The sequence below is a fragment of the Lysinibacillus parviboronicapiens genome (assembly GCF_003049575.1).
GTDB lineage: Bacteria > Bacillota > Bacilli > Bacillales_A > Planococcaceae > Lysinibacillus > Lysinibacillus parviboronicapiens.
This window is the reverse complement of record NZ_PYWI01000005.1, coordinates 49,718-67,464: the sequence shown is the minus strand read 5'-3', so window position 1 is coordinate 67,464 and position 17,747 is coordinate 49,718. Positions and strand designations below refer to the sequence as shown.

The window sequence follows — 17,747 nt, the reverse complement described above, 5'->3', positions numbered from 1 at the left end:
ATGATTGCATTACGGACATATTATTGCAATGTCTTAAAATAAGGTTAATATAAACTGAAAATTAACACAATAGGGAAAATAGGAGGAATTTTAAGAATGTTTCATATTTGTATATTTTCTACGAAGTATTCGTTTACGTGGATGGAGAAAGTTCATCAATTAAATTTAGCCGATATTTCTTATCATTTTTTTATTTATGAGTCCTTAGGAGAGTTAGAGAATCTCTTCATAAAACACGCCCAACAGTACGATGGCGTTGTGTTTAGTGGTCAAATTCCTTATTTACATATTCACCGAACATTGCCTGTGGAGGCGACATCCTTACCGACTACTTTTTTCGATATTTCTCAGCGAGATTTTTATTATAAAATTGCGGAAGTGCAATACAAAGATCCTCAATTTTCGTTTAAAGACTCCATTATTGACTTTATTTACGAAGAAAATAGTTATTTAGATCTAAAAAATTGGTTGCCCGAAGAGGATTTTCCGTATATTTTAAGTAATACAATTGAGATTTTTGGACATGAACAAGCTTATGAGGTAGTCAGCAAACGGCATTTAGCACTCTGGAAAGACAATAAGGTGCGCTATTCTTTTACTCGGTTAACGAATTTATATAAACATTTAGAGGCTGACAATATTACCCCCATTCTCGTCGTTCCTTCTGAAAAAAGTATGCTGTCAACACTTCATAAGTTGATGAAGGAAATTGAGGTATTGCAGTTAACAAATAGTCAGGTTGTCACGGGGCATGTCATTTTCTTTAGCGCTCAAAATGATGTGAATGAGATTGAATACCGTCAAATTGCCCTTTACAAGGCGATTCTAGATTATAAACGCCAGCAAGGCATTTCCATTATCACCTTTAAAAGTGCGATTCACTATGAAATTATCACGAATTATATGGATTTGATGAAAATCACCAATCATCTCGAATCCTGTACATTGTCTGATTTTCTTCATAAAGAACTACCCTTTAAAGTAAAAATTGGCTGGGGTATCGGCAAAACATTAGACGAGTCACGTTTGCAGGCTGAAAAAGCTGCCTCATTTTGCCACGGCAATCAGACAGAAAGTTTTGTGCTAACGAAAGAAAGCCAACTAATTGGACCATTGAATGGTCAAAGTCAGCCCCTCCCTATCCATCACGATGCGCAACTAGATGAGATAGCAACAGAAACAAACCTCTCTGTGTTTCAGTTGCAAAAAATTAAAAATGTTCTACAAAAGCTTAAAACAGATACTATTACAGCAGAAGATTTAGCGGCACATTTATCTATATCTACTCGGACTGCTAGCCGTATTCTCAAACGTCTAGAAGAATCAGGTTATGCAACTATCCTGCAAAACTTAGTGGCCAAAGCCAAAGGACGACCGCCAAAATTATTTAAACTTGAATTATAACGGATTGATAAAAATCTAACTCGTCTCTTTATATAGTCCGTTGCTATGTTTATACGAACAGTCGCAAACCTCAAGTAAACTCCCCATTGGTAGACCACATTCTATCAATTGGGGTAGTTGTTTTTGATTTGACGCAAACCTTTCTTTATTATTCTCCATGTTACTTAAAGGCTGTCCTATACAGAGGTGTTTATCGTAAACAAGATAGATTTTTATTATTCTGATTATTGATTAAATTCTGTATTCGGTATATGATTTACTATGTTATTAAATAATACATAGAGGTGTAGGATGAAAGCTTTAGAACGTTTTAGTGAGTTTGTTAGCAAAACATTTGCTATGTGGGTGCTTCTTTTTGCAGCACTTGCCTTTTTTGTGCCAAGCGGTTTTTCTTGGATTGCAGCGTATATCACGATATTACTAGGTATTGTTATGTTTGGTATGGGATTAACAATAACGGTTGCAGACTTTAAAGAAGTATTAACGAGACCGAAAGATGTGGCGGTTGGTATAGTTGGTCAATTTCTAATTATGCCTAGTTTAGCCTTTTTATTGATAAAAATATTTAACCTTCCACCAGAAATTGCTATTGGTGTTATTTTGGTAGGTTGTTGCCCAGGGGGGACATCTTCAAACGTTATGACATTCCTTTCCAAAGGTGATGTAGCATTATCTGTGACCATTACATCGATTACAACTTTATTAGCCCCATTCGTGACACCTGGACTTATTTATTTATTTGCAAGTGAGTACATTGATATTGCACCTAGTGCACTCTTTATGTCGATTGTCAAAGTAATTATTATTCCGATTGCATTAGGCTTCATTGTACAAAAGCTCTTTAACAAGCAAGCCAAAGCAAGTGTAAAAGTGATGCCGCTTGTTTCTGTAGTAGCCATCGTTGCGATTGTGGCTGCTGTGGTTGCGGGCAATCAACAAAAAATTGCTGAAACTGGTTTAATTATCTTCGCTGTGGTTGTTTTACACAATTGTTTAGGATACTTAATTGGGTATTTATTTGGAAAGATGTTCGGTATGAACTTAGCGAAAAAGAAAGCTATTGCCATTGAAGTAGGCATGCAAAATTCTGGCCTAGGTGCGTCTTTAGCCGTTGCACATTTCTCTCCATTAGCTGCAGTACCAAGTGCCATTTTCAGTGTTTGGCACAATATATCAGGTCCTATATTAGCTACCATTTTTAGTCGTATAAACGATAAGAATACGTGAATTAAGACTTAGCATAAACTTTATATGGATTACTCACGGAAAAACTAATAAACTATGGTGCTTAGACGTTTGTTTTAGCGAGTTGACGGGGAATCCCTCATCACGATCCGTCTGAGTGCTTTTTTTGTATATCGACAACAAACTTCCATACATGCTTGTCAATTCTTTCAGTAACACTCTTTCATCGACCAAAAGAAAAAGTATTTGCGTCCAACATAATGTTAGTCACAAATACTTAGATGAAATGTTTTAAAAAAACGAGAATATAAAAAAATATATTTGTTGTTCTCAGAATACAGGCTTTAATACTCTTGCAGATGGGTTTCAAGGTAATTCTTTTACAATCCCTACATATGAGGCACCTTAAATTCTAATGTAGTTTGCGCAAAATTGATAACTTCTTGTTCAAAGTTTACTCGTAGCCCTCTTCATTAGCACTATCAATTCAGTAAAATTAATACACAAGGCCGAAAACAGTAACAGTTAACATGAAGTAGACTTATCAAACATTTACAATAACAATAAGGTATAACGTATGGTTTCCATGTTAGTGCAATACATATTTCACAAACTTAGTGTGGGCGCGATTCAATCGACAAACGCATAGTCCCCATCACTTTCGAGTAAGTCCTTTAATATTGATAAAGCTTGCTCAAGCTGCGCACTATTTTCAGGCGCTGTTACTGCTAAGCGAACCGCATTTACCGGCTTGGCATTTCCAACAGCAAAGCGTTCCGCCGCATAAACTTGTACGCCTGCCTTTGATGCAAGCAATTCAAACTGCACACCTGTAAATTTATTTGGTAGTATAAGCCATCTAAATATACATGCCTCATCCCCTAAGACTGTGTAACCATATAAGTACTGATTGACAAGAGCATTTTGTTGCTTCGCATACAAACGATGTTTCTCTAATATCGTTTGTGCCACGCCATCTTGAATCAGCCGTGCTGTAAGTTCCACCATAACAGGTGAGACAGAAATATTAATATTATAAAGCGTCTCTATAATTTTCTTTCTCAGGCTAGTAGGTGTGACGATAAAGGAAAGTCTTAAGCCAGGAGAAATGGCCTTTGATACACTAGCAATATAAATCACCTTATTCGGTGCATAGGAAGCTATCGGTGCAAGGGGTTGTTCTTTCAGCAAACTATAGATAGCATCCTCGATTACAAGTAAACCTGTTTGCCTTGCTATTTCAGCAATCATTTTCCTGGCTTCGATAGACATCGTATGTGTTGTTGGATTATGAAAATCTGGAATAACATAAAGACCCTTAATATGTTCATTTTTGCAAGCGTATAATAGCCCCTCTTTTGTCATTTCTCCATTTCTTTGTTGAATAGCTACAAGTTGGATACCAAGCATATTGGCCGCTGTTTTTATCCCTGCATATGTAATAGGGTCTGTGCCAATTCGGTCCCCTGGTTGAAATAATGCAGCTAATGTCCCTACTATTGCATTTTGACCTCCTGCTGCAAGTAATACAGGTTGATCTGTTTGAAAGCCGATCTTTTCTAACAGTTTCGTTGCTGCCTCTGTTTGCCATGCATTTCCTTCTGGTCGCCCATACTGAAATAACTTGCTGAAATTAGGATCGTTCAACATTTTTTTCATGTAGCGTGTAATTTCCTCATTTGCATGGTTTTCAGGCAATACTGAACCCATTTCAATAATATGCGCCGAATTACTTGTTGGTAATAAAATTTTATTCGTAGCTGCATCTGAGGAAACGAACGTACCGCTCCCAATTGAGGCATAAATAAGCCCCTTCTGCCCGCAAAGTTTGAACGCTCGTGTAATCGTGCTTAAGTTAACATCTAAAAAATCGGCTAACTCTCGTTGTGGCGGTAGCTTTGTCCCAGGCGATAATTTTCCATCTTTAATATCTTGCTCCAATTGCTCAGCGATTGCTATATATAATGGCGCTGTAATATTGCTGATATCTGGCTTCCAGCTCATAGGATATTCTTCAAATGAATTTACTGGCATTATTCAAGCCCCTCCTATCTCGACGTGCATTTGCATACAATATATAATTGTCTTGCATACAATCATAATATTGTATGCAAATGATTACAATGATATAATTTTTAAAAAATCAGAAAAAAGGACCGATAAATTATGCAATATTCAGAAAGAATCTTAAAAACACCATCTTCATTTATCCGAAACATTTTGAAAGTAACCGATGCAGTGGATGTCATTTCCTTTGCAGGCGGGCTTCCAAACCCAATCTCTTTCCCAGTCGATGCTTTACAAGCATCTGTTGACCATGCTATTAGAGAAAATGGTAGCAAACTATTCCAATATTCATCTACACAAGGCTATGCACCACTGCGTGAATATATTGCTGCCAAATACAAACGTCTGCACGGATTAGATATCAATGCTGATGATGTATTTATAACAACAGGTTCACAGCAAGCACTTGAACTAATTGGGAAAGTACTTATTAATAAAGGTGACGGGATTGTCATTGAGGAACCTGGCTACTTGGGTGCTATTCAAGCGTTCACATTAAGTGAACCAACTTTCTATGGTGTAACTCTTGAAAATGATGGTCTTAACTTAGAAGAATTAGAGAATGCTTTACAACAACCAAATGTAAAGTTCATCTACACTGTACCAAACTTTCAAAATCCAACTGGACTTACGTATTCAAAGGAAAAACGTCAGCAAATTTATGACATTGTTTCAAAATATGATGTAGCATTAATCGAGGATGATCCATATGGAGAATTACGCTTCCAAGGTGAGCCACTACCTTACATTGGTGCTGGTAAATTAGAAAATAGTATTTTATTAGGTTCTTTCTCTAAAACGGTCACACCGGGTATGCGCCTCGGCTTCATCATTACGAAGAACAAACAGTTGATGCGACATATTGAGACAGCGAAGCAAGCAACTGACCTACACACAAATATTTTCTCACAATATGTCATTTATGATTACTTAGCAAACAATGACTATACAGAACATGTAAAAAAAATTATCGCTTTATATAAAAACCAATCAGATGCCATGCTAGATGCAATACAGGAGTTCTTCCCTGCACATGTTGAGTACACACGACCAGATGGTGGGATGTTCATTTGGGCTACAATGAATAACGGCGCTTCATCATTAGACGTGTTCCATAAAGCGATGGAACAAAAAGTTGCCTTTGTTCCTGGCGACCCATTCTACACTTCTAAAACAGATGTGAACACAATGCGTCTAAACTATACAAACGCTACTCCTGAAGTCATCCGAGAAGGGATTAAACGATTAGGCAGTATTTTATAGCAAACTAGTAAAAATCCGTATGAGCGTTCTCCATGACGACACTCATACGGGTTTTACTTATGGAATCTTTTTTTATTGAAAGACAATTTGTCCTGCTTAGGTTCCAAAGGTCATCATCTTTTCATGATGTGCCATTAGCTTGGATAATAAATTGTCATACTTAATTTAGTTAACGTTTCCCCTGAATTAAAATACGTGTGCGGTCTATCCGCTTTAAATCGAATGGCATCACCCTTTTTTAAGCAATATTCGCTGTCATTCACACAAATAGTTAGTTCACCCTCAAAAACCGTAATAAATTCCTCAGTACCCTCACGATGAGCATCAGCTTTTAATTTTCCATCCTTATCAATTTCAACCGTGTACATTTCAAAGCGGCAATCATCTTGAAATGGAAAATAAGGATAGACTCTATATTTTCCATTGTCCTCAGGCAATACTTGGACTTCATCTCTTAGAATAACCTTTGTATCAGGTTGTGGATTATTTATGAGTGTCGTAAAGGAGATTTTTAGCCCATTCGCTATTTTCCATATAGTTGTAAGAGTTGGACTTGACTCCCCTCTTTCAATTTGCCCTATCATCGTTTTACTTACGCCACTTAATTGGGAGACTTTTTCTAAACTTAATTTTTCTTTCTCTCTAATCGCTTTTAAATTTCTGGCAAGAATTAGATGAATTTCTTCCATAAACTCACTCCTATAATTCTGTACAATATAACGGTCAATATGTATAATAAAAAGACCTACGTTATATTGTTCGTTTCGTACATTATAACATACATTATTTAAGGAGGGCTAAATATGCCAGTATTGTCATTTTTGTTATTTGTTTTTATCACTAGTTTTACCCCAGGTCCAAACAATTTCATGGCACTTGCTTTTGCAAATAAACTCGGTCTAAAAAAAACCATTCCATTTTGTCTAGGCGTGGGCATAGGATTTTTTGTCATTACCTTACTATGTAGTGTTTTTAATATAGCGCTAACAAATGTTATGCCAATTATTGAACTTCCTTTAACAATTCTGGGCGTAGGCTATATCTTGCTTATAAAATCCTGACAAGTAAAGCCAATGACAGCGAAAATATTGAAAGTACGAACAATCTATTTTTAATGGGTATGCTGTTACAGTTTGTAAATCCGAAGGGAATTTTTTTTGGTATCACAGTAGTTGCTTCGTTTATTCTTCCGTATCATAACTCTTACGTTAGCTATTTCCTTTTTTCCTTATTTTTAGGAATGGTCGGTATTATGAGTACATACAGCTGGGGTCTATTTGGTTGTGCATTTCAAAAGTTTTTGTTGCAATATAGACGGCAATTTAATATCGTCATGGCCATCTTATTAGTGTATAGTGCTTTTTCAATTGTGGTGCACTAGTATTAATATGGTACACATCTAATTTTTTAAAATTAAAAAAAATCTGCAAGTTTTCCGATGGAGAGTAAGCCAAGCAACACGCAAGTCCTGACAATGTTTGCTGCTCACCGCGGAAATCTAGCAGATACTAGTATTTAGCATATAATATTTACCACTTTCAAATCATGAACATCTAATCATGAATTATTTTGTATAAGTTAAAACAGCATTTTTCTTAAATTTAGCTAAAGCTTTTGTCGCCTCAACTTTATCTGTGTATTCAAAAATGCGAATATCCTTTTTCTCAAAAACGGTAATAACCCACATTGTTAAATCTCCCTTCTAATTTGTTTTGTAATATAACTATCACCTAAAAATGTGATATTTCTATTAATCTTTCTTATAAAAACCTCTTGCTTAATTCCTATTCTACGCCGATTTTTCCAAAAAGAAATAGGTATGTGAAACCCTTCACAAACTGTTCATATTCAAAACGCTTTCATTGAACAAATTGTGAAAAATAGATTTTTTTAGGCATAACGTGCGTATATTTCGTCACCAGAACTATGGCTCTTCCTATCCGTCACTTTGTAGATTCTATCCATCACTTTTAGTGTCCTATCCGTCATTTCCACGTTTCTATCCGTCAGCTATAATAAAAACCGCATGTCCCCTTTTCACGACGCACATACGGTTTTTCCATGTTGATGATACTAAGGCTGGTTATATTGCTCAGCAGAATACTTCTTCTTGCTTTTGTGTTAACTCGATTTCAAATCCTAAATCTTCGAGCATATGATAATCACTATTCGCTTCTTGCCCATCAGTAGTTAAGTAATCCCCAACAAAAATGCTATTTGCAGCATACATTCCCAATGGCTGAAGCGATCTAAGATTAACCTCACGTCCCCCAGAAATACGAATTTCTTTTGTTGGATTTATATAACGGAATAATGCTAATACTTTTAAACAATAGCGAGGGTTTAATTCCTTTGTGCCTTCCAGTTTCGTACCATCGATAGCGTTTAAAAAATTGACAGGTATCGAATCTGCATCTAATTGATGAAGTGCACGTGCAATATCCACGACATCCTTCTTCGTTTCCTTCATGCCAATAATTGCACCCGAGCAGGGAGAAATCCCATGTTTCTTAGCAATTTCTACTGTATTGACACGATCCTCATACGTATGGGAAGTTGTGATGTATGAATGGTGGCGTTCTGAAGTATTTAAGTTATGATTGTAACGATCTACCCCCGCTTCTTTTAATTGTTGTGCCTGTTCCTCTTTTAATAAGCCTAGGCAGGCACAAACTTTTAAGCCATATTTTTCTTTAATTTCTTCTACCGCTTCACTGACTACATTGACATCTTTACGCGTTGGCCCTCGTCCACTCGCGACGATGCAATATGTACCAATTTTATTTTCAAATGCTCGTTTCGCTCCTGCTAAAATTTCATCTTTTGTAATGAAGGGATATTTATCAATCGGTGCAGTTGATTTAGATGACTGCGAGCAATAACCACAATCTTCTGGGCAATAACCACTTTTGGCATTCATAATCATATTTAATTTCACTTTTTTCCCATAATAATATTTACGAATAGCAAAGGCTCCGTCCATAATCTTTAATAGGTCGTCATCATCACTATATAAAATAGCCAATGCCTCCTCATTGCTAATCATCTTTCCCGCAATGACTTCTTCTGCTAGCTGTAACCAATTCACTAAACATTCTCCTTTTCTACTTGTTCTATTAATAGCTTTATTCACTAGAGATGATGGGCCACAAATGATGAGTCAAGCATGCCTTCCTGTCAGGATTGACATGGGAGCCGAATGCCCTTTGATTGAGTAGCCCTTAAATCTTCCTATCCTCTCGAAATTTTGCCTGAAATAGGCTATGAGACAACGGCATACGTTTACTGTAGTAATAGCAGGAACCCTTACACTGAGGCATAATTGATTGACCTTGCTGAATGAAATACTTTATACAGTCGTTCCGCTAAAATTGCCGAAGCAATTGCTAAGCAAAAGTCTGCAACAATGCTATTCAAAAAACCAACTAAGAAAATATGGGACCAGCTCGTTTTCATGTGTAGCCAGAAGTTCAATGATACATATAAATAAGGTACTGCCACCGCATAAATAATGATGAGTCCTACGATATTTGCGCCGATAAAATGCTTTTTCGTCGGCACTTGTACTCTTTCTATCATGAAGCCAATGACAAGCGCAGCAAGGGCAAAGCCGATTAAGTAACCAAACGTCGGCTGCAACACATAGGTGATGCCTCCTCCTTGTGTAAAAACGGGTAAACCAACTAAACCAATTCCGATGTAGACTAACTGACTTTGAAACCCATTACGACTACCGAGCAAACATCCGGCCAAAAAGACAAAGACAATTTGCAAGGTAAACGGCACTACTGGTAGTGGCACTTTCATAAATGCTCCGATGGCAGTTAAACCAGCAAACATCGCAATCATCACGAGTGATAGTGTTGATGGTCGTGGTTGCATCCCTTACCCCTCCCATTCCGCAAAAAATTGCAAAATTGTTTCTTTCGCTGTATCAATCATGAAAGTCATTTCTTCATCTGTTATGATATATGGCGGCATGAAGTACAATACATTCCCAAGTGGACGAATAAGTAAGCCCTTTGCTAAAGCTCTTTTATAAATCTGATAGCCAATCCGTTCTTCACTTGGTAACGCTTGCTTCGTCACAGCATTCGCTACAAGTTCAATTGCCCCGACGAGCCCTACCTGACGATATTCTCCCACATATGGCAACTGATTAAAGGCTGCTCTTGCAAGCTTATCCATGCGCTCTCCTTTTTCTTGCACAATGTCGATATAATGTTCCTCCTCAAACATTGTCAATACTTCTAATGCAACGCGGCATGCCAATGTATTGCCAGTATAGCTGTGAGAGTGTAAAAAGGCTTTCATTGTCCCATAATCATCATAAAAAGCGTTATATACTTTGTTCGAAGTTACGACAGCAGAAAGTGGCAAATAACCACCAGTAAGTCCCTTTGATAAGCACATAAAATCAGGGGTAATTGCTGCTTGCTCGCAGGCGAACATCGTCCCTGTACGACCAAAACCAACAGCAATTTCATCGGCAATTAAATGTACATCATACTGTGTACATAACTCCCGTAATTGCTTCAAATATATCGGTGGATACATTTTCATGCCTGCTGCCGCTTGAATCAGTGGTTCAATAATGACTGCGGAAATTTCTGTATGGTGTATGGCGAGTTCTTTTGCGACAAAGCTAATACATTGGGCTTGGCATGAGACCGGCTGCTCTTTAAACGGACAACGATAGCAATCAGGCCCCTGTGCACGCACTGTATCCAGTAAAAGAGGCTGATACACCTCGTTATATAGATCTACCCCACCTACGGATAAAGCACCAAGTGTTTCACCATGATAAGCATCCGTTAATGCTAGAAAGCGTTTTTTGGATGTTTTTCCCGTTTGCATATGATATTGGAAGCTCATTTTCAATGCGATTTCTATTGCTGATGAGCCATTATCTGCAAAAAATACTTTATTTAAACCTTCTGGCGTTAAAGCTACTAACTTCTCTGCTAACTTAATAGCCGGTTCATGAGAAAAATTCGCAAAGATTGCATGCTCTAATGTAAACGCTTGATCACTTAAAGCTTGACTAATACGTGGGTTGGCATGTCCAAATAAATTAACCCACCAAGAAGACACTGCATCCAAATAACGCTGATCTTTTTCATCGTAAAGCCAAACACCTTGTCCTTTTTTAATTACAATGGGTGGGAATTGTTCATAATCTTTCATTTGTGAGCATGGGTGCCATACATGTTGCAAATCGCTTGTTTGTAATTCAGTTAATGCCTGTGTCATTTTGTATACAGCCTTTCGAACAATGATGTGTCTGTAATGCTATAATCAACAATCTCCGAAATATTTTGAAGCTGTGAAATGATTGCGAATGGTAAAGCATGATGGAGTAATATCGTCTCTACATTATTTTGCTCCATTCGGCTACCTGTGTCACCATTAAATACAATGCCAAGTACTTCAATATCACGTGTCCGCAAAGATTCTAAAGTCAAAAGCGTATGATTTATTGTTCCCAGTGTTGTGCGTGTTACGACTACAACTGGTAGTTTACTTTGAACAATTACATCAAGGAGTGTCGTCTTTTCGATTGTATCTAGCGGGACAAAAAGACCTCCTGCACCTTCACAAATAACGACATCGTAAGATTGCTGTAACAACTGCATTTGCTTTAATAAGTGATGAATATTTATTTGCTGCCCCTCCAGTTGTGCCGCAAAATGAGGTGATGCTGGCTCTTTAAACGAATAGCCATTCACATTCTCTAGATCAAGCATTTGCATCGAATACTTTTCATACATTGCTGTATCCTGGTAATAACCTTCACTATCCTTATACACTTCACCAGTTTGTACAGGTTTGTAGGGTGTAACTCGAAGACCCTGCTGCTGTAATTGCCGCATCAATAATGTGGTCACACATGTCTTCCCTACTTCCGTATCTGTTCCAACAACCCAAAAATGTTGCAACGTTAACCTCCCCCTCTTTTGAGTTAACTAACTACACAAATTAAGTTAACACATTTATTTTCGTTTTGTAAATGCTCTTTCATTTTTTCTACAAAAACACTTCACTTCTTTACAAAATATAGCGAATTTCGCGAGAACTACAATTTTCTTCAAGCACGAGAACCTTTCTACGTATTTCTCGGCTCTAACAGCGATTCTTACCATGCTATCAGTATAAATCCATCTTCTATTAGCAGATTTATTAACTATAATGCGGAAAATGAAAGGGTTTTGAAGTTGTTCTGTAGTATTTAAATACATGGGGGTGGCTGAATGTTTGGAATATTTAAGGAATCTGAAAAGATCATCGATACATATGAGCATGTTGGTTTTATTCTTAAATCATTGCTTACTTATGAACTTAAGGACTTACCGATGCGTTACGAATTTTGGTACCGTATAGCCATTTGCCAAGAGGAATTTAAAATATTACAGGCTGAACATCGAATGAAAAGCTCCATGCACAGTGCTATTGGACGTTTTCATCAAACACAGTATGAGGCAACAAGACATAAGTGTACAAAGCTCGCACGTCTTGCAGATATATATAAATATTTTTGTATGGAAGATGAGCGAAAATCCTTAAATCATCGACTTCATTTTTACAAAGAAACAATCGCTGAGATATATGACCATGTCCAAAAAAAAGAGCTCTATACTTATTGCGATTCGGTACAACAGCAATTTTGGGAGGCAGTAAGTGAAGACATACTAAATGCAATAGCCCACCTAGATTAACTAGGCGGGCTACAGTATTTCTTTATGCTTTTATGATTTTATCTATTTCCTTTTCAATTAGACAATATAGTCGTTTCTTATCCATCGCCACAAAACCCATCAAGACATGCAAGGCAAGTCCATCGATAAAAGCGTGTAAATGATCGATTTCATCTTGCACAACTATCTCCTCTTTGAGTAAATTTTCCTGCTGTAAATAAGCAAAAACCTTATGAATTCCTCGCAAAATACTGTCTTCTGTAGGTTCTCCACTTCGTAGTTTATAAGACACGAATTCAAGCCACACTTGCATTTCGACAATATGCTGTTCGGATATTGGTACAAGTTCCAATAATATCCCAACAATTAATTGCTTGATAGGTAAGGGCTTCTGTAAATGTTTTGCTATACGTTCGTTTACTTGCTGTTCCACTAGTTCCATCGCAAAGATAATTAATGCTTCCTGTGTATTGAAATAATAGCGGACAGCCCCTAACGACAGCTTCGCCTCCTTTGCAATTGAACGTACTGTTGCACCCTTTAAACCATCTCATGCGATGACTTTCCATGTGGCTTTTGCAATACTTGCTTTTCTTTCTTCATGGTTTACTACCTTTGGCATATCTATTCATTTAAGTCCCATACAATCTCAAGGCTTGTAAATATAGGTGCAATCAAAGCTATTGATAGTTTCTAGAAACAAATTTGCAAAAAACGAATAGTGGATGTCGTGTCATTTCGATGTTTAGCCCCTTTACCTTTGAGAGCATTTTAAACGTCACTAGTCACCGTTAAACCTTGTGATTTGTCATTAAAAATTTCTTGCGATAAACGTGCGGTGGGTATCCAGTATATTCCTTAAAGCGATCAATATAATAACTAACCGTACTAAATCCTGTACTGGAGGCAATAGTCGTTACGGATTGCTCACTATCACGTAACAGCTCCATACTTTTACGAAGTCTATAATGTAAAATATATGTGAACGGTGTTATTCCCACTATTTTCTTAAAAAAGCGACTACATTCAGCTCGACTTAAAAAAACATGTGCGGCTAAATCGTCAAGCGTTATCTTCTCCTGATAATGATTATGTAAATAATCTAACATTTCCTTTGCACGCTCATGCTGCACTATCACCGATGGACTCATTAGCTCCTCTGTTAGCAAAGATTGGGTCAACATTGTTTCCCAAATTAATAACAGTTCTCTCCATACTTTCATCTCAAAAAATAGTTCTCGTTCTTTCAACAGCAGTGCTACACCTTCAACCGCCTGTGCTAACGCGCCAGATAGCCTTACAAATGGTAGGCTGTTAGTCGTAATATAGGGGTCAACATATTTTATAGCCATAATACGCCCCTCTTGTCCCCCTAATAGCATAGGATCAACATTGACGCAGTAAATCTTTGCTTGCTCTATTTCATAAGGTCTTGCTTCATGTAAACAAGAAGCATTAACAAAGACACCATCTCCCTGTTCAAGCACAAATACTTCAGCTCCAACACGATATTGCACACTACCTTCTTTGACGTAAACAAATTGAATTTCCTTATGCCAATGTAAAGGTAAAAAATCCAGACGATCTAGTCGCAGTATAGTTTCATACAACGCCACAGGAAACGCCTTCGTACCATGCAACGTTAATTCTTGTAAGTCCTTTGCTACTTTAATATGTGTTAATGCCACTTTCTCCACCTCAATATATTGATATTTTTAGCCATATAATTCGATATTTCATGCCATTAATAACCTTTATAATTGCTCTATATTGATAGTTTAGGAGATGTTATTAGATGAATCAACAAGCACCACTGCCGAAAAATCGAACACTGGGTTTTATCCTTGTCATTCTTGGCGCAAGCTTTTGGGGAATTGGCGGTACCGTCGCTCAAAAACTCTTCCAGCAGGAAAATATTGAAGTGGGCTGGCTCGTTTCCAGTCGCCTTCTTTTAGCAGGCATTTTATTAATTAGCATTTATAAAATTACACATCGGAAAGAATCCATTTTTGTGATTTGGGGCACAAAGTATAATACTTTTAGACAAATATTATTTAGCTTACTTGGCATGCTAGCTGTGCAATATACCTATATGATGTCCATTGCTTTAGGTAACTCTGCTGTAGCGACATTACTGCAATATTTAGCACCTCTTTTTATCATGGCCTATTATTTCATCACGAAACACAGCCAATTGACAAAACAGGATGGTATAGCTGTGTCACTCACACTTATTGGAACATTTCTATTACTAACTAATGGTTCACTCTCTACACTTTCAGTTCCAATAACGGCGGTGTTCTGGGGTGTTTTATCTGGGCTTTCGGCCGCCTTTTATACATTATATGCTGTACCGCTTTTACAACAGTTTCATTCATTGCTTGTCGTAGGCTGGTCAATGCTTATTGGTGGTGTGGTCATGAGTGTATTTTATCAACCATGGCACATCAATATTGCAAATTGGGCACTTTCAACTACGCTTTATTTTGTCTTTATCGTAATTTTCGGGACAATGCTAGCATTTTGGTTTTATATTGAAAGCCTACAGTATTTATCGCCTAAGGAAACAAGTTTACTTGGTAGTCTTGAACCTTTAACAGCTGTTGTCACAAGTGTACTTTGGCTACAAATCCCCTTTGGTGGTGGCCAAACCATCGGGACGTTACTCATTTTAAGTATGATTTTATATCTCACGGTATTTCAGAAAAAACGCATGAAATCGTGACAAAAATGCCTATATACATCGGATTATACAGAATTCAGATAATTCAAATAACAAATAGTTATAAATTCCTATAACAGCAATATAAAGCTAAGAATTTATACATAAAAATTACATAATTCATATATCTTTTTTCCTTGTTTGTCCATTATACTGAATTTATCATCATATGAAGGAGGAAATAATATGGTTAAAAAAGTGATTTTCTTCGAGGTGCAAGGTGGTAATGACAAAGGACCAGATGGTTACCGAAAAGATACAATGCCAATGGTTAATGCGCTGAAACAACGAGGACAAGATGCTGAAGTAATTTTTTTTGATGTAACAAAACAGGGAGAAATTTTTAACTATGTAAAAGACCATGGCATCGCCTACGTATCACGCATCAATCCTGGAAATTTAAAGCATGAGGCAGAATATTTTACGATGCTACGTGAGTTGTGCGCAATGGGTGTGATTGGTATGCCTCATCCTGATGCAATGATCGGCTATGGTTCTAAAGATGTCTTATCAAAGTTAGTTTCAACAAATCTTGTACCCGATGATACGTTTGCTTATTACACGATGGAAGCATTTAAAGCCCAATTTCCTACTTCGCTTGCCAATACTGAACGCGTGTTAAAGCAAAATCGAGGTTCTACAGGAGAAGGCATCTGGCGGGTGAAATTAGTCAACCCACTCGCAAAAGGAGTTACTGAAGTGCCCCTAGATGCAGAGATTAAATGTACAGAAGCTAAAGATAATCACGTAGAATATTGGAAACTAGGTGAATTCATGACGTTTTGTGAACAGTATATTACTGGTGCAAACGGCATGTTAATTGATATGCGTTTCCTCCCTCGTATTACAGAAGGCGAAATCCGCTTATTTATGTTGCGTGATAAACCAGTACATGTGGTACATAAAAAGCCAGCTGATGCTGAGGATGCCTTTAGTGCGACGCTATTTTCAGGTGCCCAATATCGCTATGATGCACCTGAAGATTGGGAAGAACTTGTCCAAAACTTTTTAATACAATTACCCCTAGTGACAAGCTTACTTGGCAACTATGATCTGCCACTAATTTGGACAGCTGATTTCATGCTAGATACAAATGGAGCTGGTGAAGACTGCTACATTTTAGGTGAAATGAACTGCTCTTGTGTAGGTTTCACATCTGAACTCACATTAGCCCATCAAGTGGCTGAAGAAATTCTAGCCTGTATTGCAGAGCAAACACAAATTTTAACATAAATATAAAACTTGCGACAAAAGGTATTGAGAAGTGCTTCTCTCCATACCTTTTGTCTTTTTCCAGGTGGTAACTCCAGCGGAAAAGCGTGGGCTAGGTGCGACCCGGCGAGCTCACAGACCGACCTTGGCAATTTCTATATTTATAGTAAAACAAAAAAGACTGTCGACAAACTTGAAATTTCCAGTTTGTTGACAGTCTGCAAGTACAACATTCTGTCGCACTTTTTTACATATACACTTTTATTCCCTGAATAAATTCATAAATAAAATAACCTGCAAAGCCGATCAATAATACACCTGATACCATTGTCAGCGTTTTGATCATCTTACGGCTCATCGCCCTACGCGTCACGGAAACAATCGTCATTAGACCGATATCATGCAGTAAAATACCACTCAGCACACCTGCAGCAATTACTAAAAAACTAGTCGACTCCGTCTGATCATATGACTTGGCTAGCACGACACCAAAAACATTAACCCAAAAAACTAGATTGCCTGGTGATACTGCTACAAGTAAGCCATTTCGATAGGATTTAAAAAAAGACTTCGTCACCTTTTCACCAGCCAATGTAATATCATGGTCTGCATTTTTAATAGAATCGAGTCCTAATAACAATAAAAATCCTGCCCCAATAATCCACATTGGCAATTGAATCATTGGCATTGCTAAAATGGAAGCAAGGCCCATATACAAAGCGAAAATTAATGCAATGTCGATTGTCATGCCACCAAGCCCTACAGCCCAACCGTGCACAAAACCATTTTTTAATCCTTGCTTTGTCATTTCTACCGTAATGGCACCTACTGGCATGGCAATTGCTAGCCCTACCATGACATACGCTACATACAAACTCACAGAAACACTTCTTTCATGCAATAAAATAAGTTTCATACGTCCGTTTATATGACAATTCTAGCATAAAAATACGGAAACATCTTGAATTTTTTATATTTATTCAAAAAAATGAGTTCACTGAGATAGTGAGCATTGCTACTCTAACAAATTATAGTAGATACTGTGTATTAACAAAAACAGGTCATACCATAAAGGCACCTATAAACGATTGAAACCGATGGCGGCAAAAGCAGGACAACAGCACTGAGCGTAGTTAGGGTTTGCTTGGGTCAGCATTAGTGAATCACACACTTCGTCAACTAGCTTTATAAAACAAAAA

At 37.4% G+C, this 17,747-nt stretch carries 16 protein-coding genes and 1 pseudogene; 7 read left to right on the top strand and 10 right to left on the bottom strand.

Features of this window, described 5'->3' with window-relative positions; all coding sequences use genetic code 11:
• Positions 1-96: 96 nt before the first annotated feature.
• Both C9J35_RS06760 and C9J35_RS06755 read left to right on the top strand, forming a co-directional pair.
• A complete protein-coding gene (locus C9J35_RS06760; RefSeq protein ID WP_107923912.1) occupies positions 97-1,404 on the top strand; it encodes an HTH domain-containing protein in 1,308 nt (435 codons plus the stop codon).
• Between the two features lie 291 nt (positions 1,405-1,695).
• The gene (locus C9J35_RS06755; RefSeq protein ID WP_107923911.1) at positions 1,696-2,631 is read left to right on the top strand and encodes a bile acid:sodium symporter family protein; all 936 of its coding nucleotides are present in this window, start codon (positions 1,696-1,698) and stop codon (positions 2,629-2,631) included.
• 588 nt (positions 2,632-3,219) lie between these two features.
• On the opposite strand, the gene C9J35_RS06750 is transcribed toward C9J35_RS06755, so the two are convergent.
• Positions 3,220-4,623, bottom strand: a complete 1,404-nt coding sequence (locus tag C9J35_RS06750; protein WP_107923910.1) for an aminotransferase-like domain-containing protein — start codon at positions 4,621-4,623, stop codon at positions 3,220-3,222.
• A gap of 132 nt (positions 4,624-4,755) precedes the next feature.
• On the opposite strand from C9J35_RS06750, the gene C9J35_RS06745 reads away from it, so the two are divergent.
• On the top strand, positions 4,756-5,919 hold the full coding sequence (locus tag C9J35_RS06745) for an aminotransferase-like domain-containing protein (protein WP_054767500.1): 1,164 nt from the start codon (positions 4,756-4,758) through the stop codon (positions 5,917-5,919).
• 134 nt (positions 5,920-6,053) lie between these two features.
• On the opposite strand, the gene C9J35_RS06740 is transcribed toward C9J35_RS06745, so the two are convergent.
• On the bottom strand, positions 6,054-6,608 hold the full coding sequence (locus tag C9J35_RS06740; RefSeq protein ID WP_107923909.1) for a helix-turn-helix domain-containing protein: 555 nt from the start codon (positions 6,606-6,608) through the stop codon (positions 6,054-6,056).
• Between the two features lie 114 nt (positions 6,609-6,722).
• Here C9J35_RS06740 and C9J35_RS06735 point away from each other — a divergent pair.
• Positions 6,723-7,300, top strand: a pseudogene (locus tag C9J35_RS06735) (LysE family transporter).
• A 183-nt stretch (positions 7,301-7,483) separates the two neighbouring features.
• On the opposite strand, the gene C9J35_RS24495 reads toward C9J35_RS06735, so the two are convergent.
• The 5 genes from C9J35_RS24495 to bioD all read right to left on the bottom strand — a co-directional run bounded on the left by C9J35_RS24495 (position 7,484) and on the right by bioD (position 11,858).
• On the bottom strand, positions 7,484-7,606 hold the full coding sequence (locus C9J35_RS24495) for a hypothetical protein (protein WP_268807913.1): 123 nt from the start codon (positions 7,604-7,606) through the stop codon (positions 7,484-7,486).
• 405 nt (positions 7,607-8,011) lie between these two features.
• A complete protein-coding gene (gene bioB, locus C9J35_RS06730; RefSeq protein ID WP_107923908.1) occupies positions 8,012-9,007 on the bottom strand; it encodes a biotin synthase BioB in 996 nt (331 codons plus the stop codon).
• A 218-nt stretch (positions 9,008-9,225) separates the two neighbouring features.
• Entirely contained in the window at positions 9,226-9,801 is a 576-nt protein-coding gene (locus tag C9J35_RS06725; protein WP_107923907.1) for a biotin transporter BioY, read from the bottom strand.
• A 3-nt stretch (positions 9,802-9,804) separates the two neighbouring features.
• The gene (gene bioA, locus C9J35_RS06720; protein WP_107923906.1) at positions 9,805-11,172 is read right to left on the bottom strand and encodes an adenosylmethionine--8-amino-7-oxononanoate transaminase; all 1,368 of its coding nucleotides are present in this window, start codon (positions 11,170-11,172) and stop codon (positions 9,805-9,807) included.
• On the bottom strand, positions 11,169-11,858 hold the full coding sequence (bioD, locus tag C9J35_RS06715; RefSeq protein ID WP_054767499.1) for a dethiobiotin synthase: 690 nt from the start codon (positions 11,856-11,858) through the stop codon (positions 11,169-11,171). The genes bioA and bioD overlap by 4 nt, the downstream gene beginning before the upstream one ends.
• Positions 11,859-12,170: 312 nt before the next feature.
• Between bioD and C9J35_RS06710 the strand changes: the two genes are divergently transcribed.
• Positions 12,171-12,635, top strand: coding sequence for a hypothetical protein (locus C9J35_RS06710; RefSeq protein ID WP_054767498.1), 465 nt, complete (start codon positions 12,171-12,173; stop codon positions 12,633-12,635).
• A gap of 22 nt (positions 12,636-12,657) precedes the next feature.
• Here the strand turns inward: C9J35_RS06710 and C9J35_RS06705 are convergent, their stop codons facing one another.
• Together C9J35_RS06705 and C9J35_RS06700 are read right to left on the bottom strand one after the other, a co-directional pair.
• Positions 12,658-13,047 (bottom strand): TetR family transcriptional regulator C-terminal domain-containing protein, encoded by a 390-nt coding sequence (locus tag C9J35_RS06705; RefSeq protein WP_167395931.1) that lies wholly within the window; start codon positions 13,045-13,047, stop codon positions 12,658-12,660.
• Between the two features lie 358 nt (positions 13,048-13,405).
• Positions 13,406-14,302 carry an AraC family transcriptional regulator gene (locus C9J35_RS06700; RefSeq protein WP_107923904.1) on the bottom strand — a complete coding sequence of 299 codons (897 nt, stop codon included), beginning with the start codon at positions 14,300-14,302 and terminating at the stop codon, positions 13,406-13,408.
• Between the two features lie 107 nt (positions 14,303-14,409).
• Here C9J35_RS06700 and C9J35_RS06695 point away from each other — a divergent pair, with 107 nt between their 5' ends.
• Positions 14,410-15,339, top strand: a complete 930-nt coding sequence (locus C9J35_RS06695; RefSeq protein ID WP_107923903.1) for an EamA family transporter — start codon at positions 14,410-14,412, stop codon at positions 15,337-15,339.
• Positions 15,340-15,522: 183 nt separating this feature from the next.
• Positions 15,523-16,569: a Cj0069 family protein gene (locus C9J35_RS06690; protein ID WP_107923902.1), complete on the top strand. Its 1,047-nt coding sequence runs from the start codon at positions 15,523-15,525 to the stop codon at positions 16,567-16,569.
• A gap of 226 nt (positions 16,570-16,795) precedes the next feature.
• On the opposite strand, the gene C9J35_RS06685 is transcribed toward C9J35_RS06690, so the two are convergent.
• Positions 16,796-17,428 carry a LysE family transporter gene (locus C9J35_RS06685; protein WP_107923901.1) on the bottom strand — a complete coding sequence of 211 codons (633 nt, stop codon included), beginning with the start codon at positions 17,426-17,428 and terminating at the stop codon, positions 16,796-16,798.
• Between the last annotated feature and the right edge of the window lie 319 nt (positions 17,429-17,747).